The organism is Thermosynechococcus sp., assembly GCF_046299655.1.
Taxonomy (GTDB): domain Bacteria; phylum Cyanobacteriota; class Cyanobacteriia; order Thermosynechococcales; family Thermosynechococcaceae; genus Thermosynechococcus.
Window position 1 is genome coordinate 97,341 of the sequence record NZ_JBKBHZ010000009.1, and the last position, 12,300, is coordinate 109,640.

The 12,300-nt window shown below is 50.6% G+C and carries 9 protein-coding genes and 1 CRISPR repeat array; of the genes, 3 read left to right on the forward strand and 6 right to left on the reverse strand.

Annotated elements, in window-relative coordinates; translation table 11 throughout:
• The first annotated feature begins 29 nt into the window (after positions 1-29).
• Entirely contained in the window at positions 30-1,412 is a 1,383-nt protein-coding gene (hemN, locus tag ACK4HN_RS07910; RefSeq protein WP_409869006.1) for an oxygen-independent coproporphyrinogen III oxidase, read from the forward strand.
• Positions 1,413-1,501: 89 nt separating this feature from the next.
• Positions 1,502-2,341 carry an acyl-CoA desaturase gene (locus ACK4HN_RS07915; RefSeq protein ID WP_409869007.1) on the forward strand — a complete coding sequence of 280 codons (840 nt, stop codon included), beginning with the start codon at positions 1,502-1,504 and terminating at the stop codon, positions 2,339-2,341.
• Here ACK4HN_RS07915 and ACK4HN_RS07920 read toward each other — a convergent pair whose 3' ends face one another.
• Positions 2,342-3,091, reverse strand: a complete 750-nt coding sequence (locus ACK4HN_RS07920) for a DUF928 domain-containing protein (RefSeq protein ID WP_409869008.1) — start codon at positions 3,089-3,091, stop codon at positions 2,342-2,344.
• A 370-nt stretch (positions 3,092-3,461) separates the two neighbouring features.
• Here ACK4HN_RS07920 and ACK4HN_RS07925 point away from each other — a divergent pair, with 370 nt between their 5' ends.
• Positions 3,462-5,147 (forward strand): alpha/beta hydrolase, encoded by a 1,686-nt coding sequence (locus ACK4HN_RS07925; RefSeq protein WP_409877448.1) that lies wholly within the window; start codon positions 3,462-3,464, stop codon positions 5,145-5,147.
• 34 nt (positions 5,148-5,181) lie between these two features.
• On the opposite strand, the gene cas5 is transcribed toward ACK4HN_RS07925, so the two are convergent.
• From cas5 to cas6, 5 genes are read right to left on the reverse strand one after another with little or no spacing between them, the layout of a single operon-like run.
• Entirely contained in the window at positions 5,182-5,799 is a 618-nt protein-coding gene (gene cas5, locus ACK4HN_RS07930; protein WP_409877449.1) for a CRISPR-associated protein Cas5, read from the reverse strand.
• Positions 5,799-6,671, reverse strand: coding sequence for a type I-B CRISPR-associated protein Cas7/Cst2/DevR (cas7i, locus tag ACK4HN_RS07935; protein ID WP_409877450.1), 873 nt, complete (start codon positions 6,669-6,671; stop codon positions 5,799-5,801). The genes cas5 and cas7i overlap by 1 nt, the downstream gene beginning before the upstream one ends.
• A 29-nt stretch (positions 6,672-6,700) precedes the next feature.
• Positions 6,701-8,254, reverse strand: coding sequence for a type I-MYXAN CRISPR-associated Cas8a1/Cmx1 (gene cas8a1, locus ACK4HN_RS07940; protein WP_409877451.1), 1,554 nt, complete (start codon positions 8,252-8,254; stop codon positions 6,701-6,703).
• Positions 8,251-10,497, reverse strand: coding sequence for a CRISPR-associated helicase Cas3' (cas3, locus tag ACK4HN_RS07945; RefSeq protein ID WP_409877452.1), 2,247 nt, complete (start codon positions 10,495-10,497; stop codon positions 8,251-8,253). Before cas3 ends, cas8a1 begins: the two co-directional genes overlap by 4 nt.
• Positions 10,487-11,143, reverse strand: coding sequence for a type I-MYXAN CRISPR-associated protein Cas6/Cmx6 (gene cas6 / locus ACK4HN_RS07950; protein WP_409871701.1), 657 nt, complete (start codon positions 11,141-11,143; stop codon positions 10,487-10,489). Before cas6 ends, cas3 begins: the two co-directional genes overlap by 11 nt.
• A gap of 267 nt (positions 11,144-11,410) precedes the next feature.
• Positions 11,411-12,236: a CRISPR direct-repeat array (repeat unit 36 nt; unit sequence GTGCTCAACGCCTTACGGCATCAGAGGTAGAGGCAC).
• Positions 12,237-12,300 lie beyond the last annotated feature (64 nt).

The following is a 12,300-nucleotide window of genomic DNA, read 5'->3' on the forward strand; positions in this document are numbered from 1 at the left end:
CTTGTTATGTTAGGAGCTTGCAAACATCCATGAGTGTGGTTCAGCCAATTCAATTTGATCGGGCACTGCTACAGAAGTACGATCGCCCCTTGCCCCGCTATACCAGTTACCCTACAGCAGCGGAATTTACTGCCGAGTTTGATCGCCATTGTTTCCAGCGGGAACTGCTGCGGAGTAACGCAGCGCACCTGCCCCTCTCCCTCTACGTGCATATTCCTTTTTGCCAAACCGCCTGCTACTTTTGCGGTTGCAACGTCATTGTCACCCAAAGCCAAACCATTGCCAAAACCTACTTGGATGCCTTAGCAGAGGAAATTGCCCAAGTGGCGGCACGGCTGGATCGCACTCGTCCGGTGATTCAAATGCACTGGGGCGGCGGTACCCCCAACTACCTCACGATTGACCAAGTGGAATTCCTGTGGCGGACACTCAGCCACCACTTTGAATTTGCCAACGATGCGGAAATTTCTATTGAGGTGAATCCCCGCTATATCAACCGCGATTACCTCTTTCGGCTGCGGGATCTCGGCTTCAATCGCATCAGCTTCGGCCTGCAGGACTTTGATCCCCAAGTGCAACTGGCAGTGAATCGCATCCAGCCTGAAGCATGGCTCTTTCAGGTGATGGACTGGATCCGCGCGGCCGAGTTTGAGAGTATCAACATTGACCTCATCTATGGCCTGCCCTATCAAACCGTCCAGTCCTTTGAAGCCACAATTGCTAAAACGCTACGCCTTGACCCCGATCGCATTGCGGTCTTTAACTTTGCCTATTTGCCCAATCTCAAACCGATTCAAAAACGCATTGACCCAACAACGCTCCCCGATGGTGCAACAAAACTGGCCATTTTGCAGCGGGTGATTGAACTGCTGACGAGCCATGGCTATCGGTACATCGGCATGGATCATTTTGCCAAGCCCACCGATGAGCTGGCGATCGCCCAAGAAGCAGGGACGCTGAAGCGCAACTTTCAGGGCTATACAGCGCTGCCAACGGCGGATTTGATTGGCTTTGGCCTTACCTCAATCAGTATGTTGCAGGCGGCCTATGCCCAAAACCAGAAACACCTAGCCACCTACTTGAGTGAGATTGCAGCAGGTCAACTGGCCACTGAGCGCGGCATTCAACTGCACCCCGAGGACTTGCTGCGCCGCCAAGTCATCATGGAACTGATGTGCCAGTTTAGGGTGGACAAAGGGGCGATCGCCCGCCAGTTTGATCTTGACTTTGATACTCACTTTGCCTGCGAGCTAGCTGCCCTAGAGGAATTGGCTGCCGATGGCCTCATTCACTTGGGGCGCGATCGCCTAGAGGTCACTCCTGTCGGACGACTCCTCATCCGCAATATCGCTGCCGTCTTTGATACCTACTTGCAACAAAAATCTGGTAGGACATTTTCTAAGGCCATTTAGCCACAGATAGCCTTTAGGATTTTCTTGTGGCTCAGAATCCCGAAACCTAAACTTGCGTCTAAACTCATAAACGGTAGTGAGGAGTGCCTATGTCATCATCCTTGGAATTGCAACCAGAGACCAGTCGCCTCAATTGGGGCTTTGTCCTGTTTCTGGGGGCGGTTCATGTCTTAGCGGCTGTTGCCCTCTTCTTTTTCTCTTGGTCTGCCTTGGCAGTGACTATTTTTCTCCACTGGCTCTTTGGCAGTATCGGCATCTGCTTGGGGTACCATCGCCTTTTAAGTCACCGCAGTTTCCAAGTGCCCCAGTGGTTGGAGTACATCATTGCTGTTTTGGGGGCTTTGGCCATGCAGGGAGGCCCGATTTTTTGGGTGGCTGGACACCGCTTGCATCATGCCTACACCGAGGATGAAGTCAAGGATCCCTACTCGGCGCGGCGGGGTTTTTGGTGGAGCCATATGCTGTGGCTTATGTATCCCCACCGTCAATTCTTTGATGCCGAGGCCTATGCCCGCTTTGCGCCGGATTTGACACGAGATGCCTTTTACCGCTGGCTCGATCGCTACTTTTTGCTGCTGCAAGTACCCCTTGCCTTGCTGCTCTATGGCCTCGGCGGTTGGTCTTGGCTACTGTGGGGAGTGTTTGTGCGGGCGGTCTTCCTGTGGCATAGCACTTGGCTAATCAACTCTGCGACTCACAAGTGGGGCTACCGCCGTTTCGACACAGCGGACAACTCTCGCAACCTTTGGTGGGCAGCGCTCCTCACCTATGGCGAAGGTTGGCACAACAATCACCATGCCTATCCCCACGTCGCCAAAGCTGGCTGGTACTGGTGGGAAGTGGATGCCACATGGTGGGTGATTCGCCTGCTGCAAATCTTGGGGCTTGCTCGGAAAGTGCAGCTACCCCCACCTACAGCGCTTTCTTGATTAGCGAGAATTGCGCTGGCTACCTTGGGCGATCGCTAGATTGCTCAGCCGATGGAGACCAACGCCCTCGCTGGTCATTAACTCTCTCCAGAGAGTGTTAATTTTGGGGTCATTGGGCTGCGCCTGCCGCAGTTTCACCAACGCATCGAGGGCATCATACCAAAGGCCATTGCTAGCCAACAGATCATACCGTTGCAGCGAGCTGGCTTGGTGGAGTTGTTTTTCCAATGTCTTCGGTAGAGCGACCCGCTGTACCCAGCCTTCGACAAAGCGAATTTGTGAGGGATCGGGGTCACTGGAGTTACAGATGAGGCTCACAGTCCAGCGGTAATCCACCCCTTCCTGTAGAGGCGGCACGTCACCCGCCAACGTAATACTGTCTAGGCGTGGGCGATTAGCCATCGGAAACTGCTGCCTGTAAATTTGCACCTGCGTCCCATTGGCAAGGGTCTGAAAGAGGGCAAACTCCAGAGCTTGGTAATTGTTGGCGGGTAAATACCAGTAAAAGGTGGGGCGATTCGCCGCCGTCAAGCCAATGTTACTTGCTGGTACCAGTGTGGTTAGATCAGGCTCATTCGCTGCAGTTTGTACTTTACAGATGCCGCGTGTCGCTGCCCCCTCACGATTCCCCGGACGGGATAGGTTTTTGGGGGGCGTGAATCCTGCCCAACTCAGACCCGCATTGAGAATGAGGACGGCCAAGCTCCAAGGAATGAAATATCGCAGTGAGGTAAACATAGGGCGTTTCATAGGTCAATATCCTTGGTGAAAAGGGGGAGTGGGGAGTATTCGGCGTTTTATCGTCAATCTTTGGTCAGTTCCCTACCTGTCACACTATTACCATAGGGCTTTGGTGTAGGCTGCGGGGTGATAGCGCCAACGAGATGGTGATGATGTCCATCACGTAAGGGTATTGCGCTGTCTCACAACTTGAGTAGTGTTCAGGACGAGGAGAGTACCCCAGCAGTTCCAAAGCGGTGCCAACATGATTGCAGCAGCTTATAGAAAAGGGCTGTCTCTATACTGGAAAGTACCGATAGGATTTTTGCACTCACTGTTCCCACTACTTTTCTATCTTTTCTCAGCTTTTTGCTTGAGTGGTATTGCGTGACTCTTCGCTGTGAACACCCTCTCCCTTAAGTGGTTTCTCTTGCCCCCCCTCAGTGTCGTGGCGGGTTTCAGTCTCTTTTTGGTGGGATCAAGGGGGCTGTCGGCAACCGCAGCCGAACGCATTATTTTTCGCTATGGTGTCTTCGAGCGATCGCTCCCCATTGCGGATTTAGAACGATTTGCTACCACTGGCCAAGCCTCCCCGGAACTCGCCAGCTACCTGCGGTTATTGTCACCTGTGCAGCGGCAGCAATTGCGGTTGGCCTTACAGGAACGGCTGCGACTTTCCCCCGTAGCTGTTGCTCAACTGTTATACTCCCCCCTAGGTCAAGAATTGATGGTGCAAGCGGCGCGGATTCTGGAAACCCAAAGCCGCCAAGAAAATGCCCTTGCCCTGCGATCGGCGTTGATTGTCGCTGCCACTGATCCCCATGGCCTCACTGCCTTGAGTGTGATGCGCCACTACCCCTCCCCAAGTCTGCGCTTTAACCTCAAAAAAGGACTCGCCATTCTCAAAAACTTCCAGCAGACCATCCGCGAAACAGAGACAATTCTCGGTGTTGTCCGTCAACAGGCTCTGGAACCTCACCCCACCTCTGTGCCCGCCAGTGTGCAATCTTTGCTGAGGGTGGGGCCTTGGCGGTGGCTGGAGATGCCTTGGGCAGCGGTGGATGAATCCCCTCAGCGGTTGCAGTTGACGGGTCACTCCCGTGTTGTTGAAGCGGGTCTCTATCTACCCATCGTCCCTAGGGGACAGCGGATTCCAGTGGTCATTGTTTCCCATGGATTGGGGGCAAATCGTTATAGCTATCGTTACTTGTGTCAACATCTGGCTTCCCATGGTTTTGCGGTGATTGCCCTTGAGCACCAAGGTAGCTCGACGCGCCAGTTACTTTCATTTTCTATGGGTTATGGCAGCCCCATGGCAACCGCTCAAGAATTTTTGGATCGCCCCCTTGATGTCACATTTGTCCTCAATCGTTTGGAAGCCTTTCCTGAGCAACTCTACCCTTGGGCAGGGCGGCTAAACTTAGAGCGGGTGGCCATGATTGGCCAGTCCTTTGGCGGCTACACAGCTTTAGCCCTTGCGGGGGCACCGTTGGATTTTCAACAACTGCGGCGACATTGCACCAGAAGTGTCCTTGACTCTTTTAATGTGTCTCTGCTGCTCCAATGCCAAGCGCAAGCATTACCACCAAAGGTCTATTCCCTAAAGGATCCCCGGGTGCAAGCAGTGATTGCGGTTAACCCAATTACCAGTGCTGTCTTTAGTCCTGAGTCTTTAAGTCAGTTAAAAATTCCTGTTATGTTTGTGGCTGCCAGTGACGATACGATCGCCCCAGCGGTGGAGGAGCAAATTTATCCTTTTACATGGCTGAGGACACCCGATCGTTACCTTGTCTTGATGGACGATGCAACGCATTTTTCGACAATTGGTGAGGCGGGTCAAAATGAACCCGTACTGCCAATCCCCAAATTCCTAGTCGGTGCCGCTCCCCCGCGATCGCGCGCCTATCTGCGAGGATTGAGCTTGGCCTTTTTACAACTGTACCTCTTGGGGGATGAACAGGCGCGACACTGGCTGACACCAGCCGCAGCAATGGCGTTGAGTTCACCCACCTATGGCCTGAGCCTAACCCAATCCCTAGCCCCAGAACTGTTGGAAAAGGTACCACAGGCAGCCAAGTATCGCTAAGCTAACTGTGAAGTCAGTAAAGGAACACTGAACATCATTTTGGAATCGTGACCCAACAATCTTCTTGAAATTCAGGACTGAGCTGAAAGCGCTGGAATATCCCTCTAGTTGTGTGGCGATCGATCCAAATGGGTAGGCTAATCTGACCACGATTGCACCTAACAAGCCAACGAATAGCGCCATCCTCTTCACGGTAGGGGCGTACGCCATTGACCAATGCCCACGACTCCCCTAGGCTGAGTCCACCAAAGCGGGAAATTTTTGAGGGTGTGGAGAGGGCGGTCTGCAGCCGCTCCACCAGCTTCGGTGTTCCAGCGTTTTCACTGGAATCCACTTTAACCGCTAGTTGCAGGTTAGTCAGCAATTCATAGTGATTCGGCTTGGAAAACTTACTCGTGGGATAAGTGCCTAGGTGACTCTTGCTGAACTTGTGATGCCGCTGTTTACGCAGAATCCGTGAAATGGGTGGATCGTCACCAATGATGCCAATGGCAAGTTTGACGCCCCGATGTCGCTCCATGTTCTCTTCGCCGACAAGGGAAAGTAGCATGCCATAAACAGTCGAGGGGGGTGGATAGCAATACGTTTCCTTATAGTCTCGGGCAAAGCTGCGGGGAAAACTCGTGCAAGGGCAATGGATGTAAAGTTGCATCAAGCAGCCACCTTGATACCAAGCTTTTCTTTTAGCCGTTTTTTGGCTTCGTTGATTGTCTCCTTCACTCCTCGGTAAACTTGAACCTTTAAATCCTCTAACTGCCGACCGTAGGATGTATCGGCAATTTCACCACCAACTATTAACTCGTCTGCTTTCACATCACCTACTTGCACCAGTCGCACCAGCCGAGGACACCCCACCGATTCACCAACACGCTCAAAAACATCCATAATCCAAGGACTGGGATCATCGGTCATCCGAATCACAATGGACTCTGGACTAAAATCGTATAAAAAGCGGGCATGGTTGCCACCCACATGCTGCACCGCGGCAATGGCATCGAGGGCAAGAAGAGCACGAGCTGGTTGCTTCAAACTGTTTGGTGTGAGGGCGATCGTGTACTGATAGGCAGTGTAGTGCATTTCAGTCATGTGAATCGAAGTTTTCCCCTTTTCGCCCCCTTTAGAGCCAAAGGCAATATCTCCCCAATAGGGATCTAGACTTATGGCGCGACTAACTTCTAAAGCTCCGCGTCGTTTGGTCGTAGCATTTTCATTATCCTTACCCTTTTTGGCGTCCATATAGCCAAACAAATCATCATCAATATATTCCTCGGCATTGAAATTTTCTTTTTTGAAGCTATATTTGTCTGTTTCGGGATTGAATGTACGGTTAGTTTGTTGTTCATAATGGTTTTGAAAATACTCCCGCAATGCCCAACGGATCGCTTCTGCACTCACAGTGGTGTATTGATCGTTGCCACGGGTTATCTTTTGCAAAGTTGAGAGGGTACTACCATCTCCTTCTCCCCGGTTATTTGCTGCGATAAGAGTGGCAGTCACAATCGTTGCAAAAAGATGCGTTGTCATTTCATTGCTTCTGAAACTAAGGAAGAAAACTATTGATCAGTTTCATCGGTGAAGACAAACATTTCATCCGCCGCGTCTGTACTCTCGTCATCCGTTAGGGGATCAGTACCATTCAACGAGTCTTTTTCCTTTCCGCAGTAGGTGGCGATCGCCAGCAAGACCAAATCCCTTGCCCGTCGCCAGTTTTGCTCTCGATGGATCCACTGAATAATTTCTGACCCCTTATTGAAAGCGGCTTTGCTACGAAACTGGCTCAGGAAATACACCAGTGCAGTGGCAAATGCCTGCTGCGTACTAGGACGCTGAAACCGATAGATGGCCTTATCGGTCACTTGCTTATAGTCTAAGTTGCGACCTTGTTTATTAGCTTGCTGAATCTGCCCATGTAGGTATGTTCTAAAAGCGCCCTGAACCACGTCAAATAACACCTGCTCATCAGAATTCAAGTTTGCCGCCATCTTTACCAGCCCTTCACGTTCATAGAGCTTGTTACGTTTGTAAAACTCAAAGAAACCCGCATACCAAGGCTTACCTTCAATTAAATTATCACAAATCCAAGGCAGGACTTTAGAAAGCGCTAACCAAGTTTCGCCATTCTCCTGTCGCACCTGCGCAGGAAAAACTTGGCGTGCCATTTCATACAAGTTTAGGACTGCATCTGTGGCCTGCACGCGATACACTGCCTGTTTTAGATAAGCCTGCTGCGCATCCCAAATTTGCTTCCCCAACTGGTAAACTTCACAGTAGGGCACACTAAACCGTTGACTCTCTTCCTGAACTCTTTCCCTGAGCAGAAAATGCAAAGCAGATTCTCCAGCACTACTGCTGCGAAAGTCCCGATAGCAGTATCCGGACATCTGGCGATGGCGCGTGACCCACTGCTTCAAATCTTGCACTTCTGGAATCACTAGTGCCGAGCGCGCGGAGAGTTTGCCACCGACCGTTTGGGGAGGGAGTTGGTAGTAGCCACAGGCAAGGGGTAAAAAGAGCAGTGCTAGAAAGCCTTGGGGTCTCTCTTGATAAGGACCATTAACAAAGCACTCCACTAATCCAGGGAGATGGTGTCCCTTCAATGGGATATGCTCTTTGAAAGCCCCCTTCTTACCAAAGGCATCCTTAATCTCCTTCTTGGTGTAGTAACAGCCCGACAAGGGCTTAAATGTAAGTTGAATTTCTGGCTGCTCTGGCTCAATTGAGAACGTCAGGGTAAGAGAATTACTTTCTAGATTGCGCTGTTTGTTGTGCTGTAGGAATGTTGTTAGCACGCCCTGGGTAAAGATGTACTTGCCTTGTTCATCTAGTTTCAAAGCAGGGACATCTAGGTAACCTTGAGTACTAATCTGATAGGTCTGCTCTAAAAGCCATGTCACAGCCTTTTGGTCACTACCTTTCCATTCCAACTTGACTTCTTCATTAGTAATCTCCCACTCCAACTCGACTTCAGTGATCTTCCCCTTCCACTCCAGTGGGGCATTGCTGCGTTCCCTCTCCAGTTCCGCTAAAGCCAAGGCTAATCCTGCAACTCCTGCGCGATGGGGAAGGAGAAAATTGGGGTCACAAAGGGACAGTGTAAATTGACTCAAAGCTCGCTACCTCCTTTGCACTCAAAAGCACCTAAGTTCGGACAATAACTCCATTGATTGCTAGGAGCAATGAGATAGCCACTCTTATGGCGTGGCCAACCCTTGATGTTGTTGGCAGGTAAGGGAATGGTATAACGGGGCAATTCACTGGCCTTGAGTGAGCTGATTTTTTCTATATCCTGTTCAAGGAGTGCAGTGACGGTATAGCCTGCTTCACGCAAGGGGGCAGCGTAGGTTTTCCAGCCACCGTCTAGCCACACGCAGTGCTCCTTTGGGTTGCTGGTAATATTCAATTGCTTCAGCCAGTCTGCTAGTTGTCTTTGATTTACCTCTTTACCTTTGAAGTGACGTATCAATTCCCAGCCTGCGGCTAACTCTTCTTGCTTGTAAGGAAAACAAACGTTTTTATCAGGATAAAAAAGAGCATCACAGGGATGACCACAGTATTGGCGGTTCAGTCGCCCCAAGCGTTGGATTAGCCCTGCGGGATCGGCTACTTGAGTCACGAGAAGGGTAGCGGAGAGATCTAATGAAATTTCTGCCACTTGGGTCGTGATTGCTAGAATAGGTTGATCTTGCTTGAAGGCCTCCACAACCGCACGATGGTGCTTCACGCGATCCTCGTAGCGAAAGCGGCTGTGATAGAGGAGAGGATGAAAGCCTTTCTTTGCTGCCTCTTTGTAAAGGGCGATCGCTGTATTCACCTGATTACAGACCCAGAGAACCTTACCGCCCTTCTTCAGTTCTTGTTCGACGCGCTCCCAGTCTGGCTGATCTAGCTCATGGAAGGAATAGCGGGGTAGCTCTTCTAGCTCTTGGGGACCTTGAATAATTGCAACCTCCTCCCCTGCTGCCTTGCGGATGTCGTTCTCCTGAGATTGTAGAAAGGAAGCAGACATCAACAAAATGGGAGCCTTGACAACTTCCAAGAATCGCAGAAGGGCGCCAAATAAAGCATTGTCATAGCAGTGAACCTCATCGAAGACAAAGGCGGCATTGGCAAGGGCTGGGAAACAATAGAGAGGGCGGCGGTGACATTGCAGTAATCCTAGAACGGTATCTACCGTGCAGACTGTCACTTTGGCGCCCCATGCCTTAAAGGCCTCCAATTTCTGAGCGGCTTCGTTGACTCCCCCCTCGTTATTCTCTTCTTCCTCGCCGGTGCAAGCTAACTCCAAGTCGACCTGTGAACGAGAATGCAAGAGTTCGGATTCCACTTGGTTGTGCACATAGTCGAGAAAGCCCTCTGTACTTGTGCCGGTGGTTGGGTAGCAGAAGAACAGCTTGCGTCCAATGGCATGACGCATTGCCCAATTATAGGCTCCTAGGGTTTTGCCGGTACCGCAACCTGCCTGTGCCAATGTTACCCGTTTAGAGTTCTGCTTAAGATCAACTTGAAATTTGCGCAGTTGACGATATTCCCCGCAACGCGCATTAATCACCTTTTCTAAATCGGCTTCGGTGAGGGTATTCTTTAGTTCTGATTGAATCCACTTCTGAATTGAAACCTGCGCCGACGCAGAACCAATGGCATCCGCTGCAATGAGTAGTGCTTTAACAACGGCAAGAAACACTGGATTTGGTTGCCATTCAATGAGAGCATTCAAGACTTCCTGACGCTTGGCTTTGATCGTTTTGATGTTCCATTTCTGTGAGAAACTAATGCGAATTTTGGGAGGGAGTTTTAACGCTCGCGTGCCAAAACGAAGTAGCCTTTTGAAATCAGTATGTTTGACATACCAGTAAAGACAAGTATCACCGCTTCCCTCCCGTATTTCCCCTAGATCACTCGTCTGCCGACCCTGTTTGCCACCCAGTTTCAGATGATGCCCTCCTGCAGCAGTCAGTGCTACCATGAAATCTGCATTTGGACACTGCTGCAACCATTCTCGAAATTCCCAAGCGAGGAGCACAGAAGCTACTTCATGACGGATCAGTTGTGGATGTTTCTTTTTGTTTCTGACAACAAGTTGAAACTGATGATTGGCCTTCCCCCAGTCGTGTAAGTAAGCAGCCAACCTTGCTGTGGCTTTTATTTCGTTGATATTAGTCACCTTAGTCAACCCAAACTGTTCTAGCAGGTGCTGACCGAGTGTTTCCACAAGGGTGGTGATGGAAGCAACCACTGTAGCTGTGTGACCCGCCAAGTGATGGGCACCTTGCCAATCGGGAGTACGGGGCAGTGAGGATTTAGCAAGAAGAAGATTGGGACACAACTTTGGTGGTTCAACACTAGGCGGCATCAATATCCTCCTTATGAGGGTAGAACCAGCCACAGCCAAAATGTTGTCGTCCCCCTAATCCATGCCATTGCAACTTTAGGGAGTCTTCAGGAGTTAAATCTTCGACAATCACGCGGTAGCCCACTACCTTCTTTCCTTTCACTTGAATCGTGCGCCGTGCTAAGTCACCATTAGGATCAGAGGGAATAAATGGCCTTCCTTGAATGCCTAAATGATTTAGTCTTTTCTGACAGGACTCCAAAAAATAGTGGGGCATTTCTAGGTGATCAATTGCTTCTAATTTGAAGGTGACTAGGCGAGCTGCGAGAGTTCTTGAAGGCTTTGGCAATGTAATGCGAGGCTGTACAAGGCGGATCAAGTGCCCTTGGATGTCGAGTACTTGGTTTTGAAAGAAGCGATACCACGTTTGCACTTGATCTGAAAGACATCGGATGCGGAAGCGTGAAGCTTGATTCAAGTAAACAACCCCTTCATGATTTGGCACTCCGGGAATAGTGCTTAGGCGAAGATCACTGGGCAGGTTTTCGTATCCCAATTTTTGTAGCTGTTGCTTGATGGCAGAGTATAATGCGTAGCCATGATCTGCTGGCAGCGTTTTTCCACGTAAGCTGTAATGGATCTCCAGAAAGCGATTTTGGTCACTCATAACACCTATGATCTCGGCCTAGTGTTGCCGTATATGTGACTCTCAGGCATTGCTAAAGGTATCCAACTTTTAGTTGCAAGAATTATGCTAACTGATAGCTTATAGTTGTAAATTTAAGAACATCCTAACTTCTATTGTAGATAATTGCAAGAAGCAAGAAACTTTTTGGGTAGGAATATTTATTTTTATTCAAGAAACTTAACCAACCGTTAGGCTAGCTCACAGCATCAGAGGTAGAAAACTACTGGCGGTGCCTTTGAAAGCCACGTGCTCAACGCCTTACGGCATCAGAGGTAGAGGCACGGAAGGATACTCCTCAGGCAAAACTACCGGAATCGTGCTCAACGCCTTACGGCATCAGAGGTAGAGGCACCCCCGCCCAGAGCGCAAAGACGCGGTTTATGCCTCTGCGTGCTCAACGCCTTACGGCATCAGAGGTAGAGGCACTTGAAGTCCTCCTCAGCATGGGAGCCACCCATGCGGTGTGCTCAACGCCTTACGGCATCAGAGGTAGAGGCACAAGTACAAGCGGATTCATTTTTTTTGAATCCGAAATGTGCTCAACGCCTTACGGCATCAGAGGTAGAGGCACACCCACCGTCGGATCGGGGGTGGAAGCCGACCCGGTGCTCAACGCCTTACGGCATCAGAGGTAGAGGCACCTATATCGTTGATTCCGACCCGCCTCGCTGGCGACAGTGCTCAACGCCTTACGGCATCAGAGGTAGAGGCACGGGTTGGTACGTCAAAGACAGGCAGCTTTAGACGAGTGCTCAACGCCTTACGGCATCAGAGGTAGAGGCACGGTCTGGTATTGGAGATAGAGCATTTAATTAGAAAGTGCTCAACGCCTTACGGCATCAGAGGTAGAGGCACTACAGTACCCACTCAGTGCGCAGGGGAGCGATCACGGTGCTCAACGCCTTACGGCATCAGAGGTAGAGGCACGTCCAAGGGTCTGCCGGCGATGAAACGCCACAGAGCCCGTGCTCAACGCCTTACGGCATCAGAGGTAGAGGCACATCTTAGACCGTACTTCTCTCGCTAAGTCTCGGGAGTGCTCAACGCCTTACGGCATCAGAGGTAGAGGCACATTTTCTGTGGTGGCCAACACTTGGGGGCGATCGCGTGCTCAACGCCTTACGGCATCAGAGGTA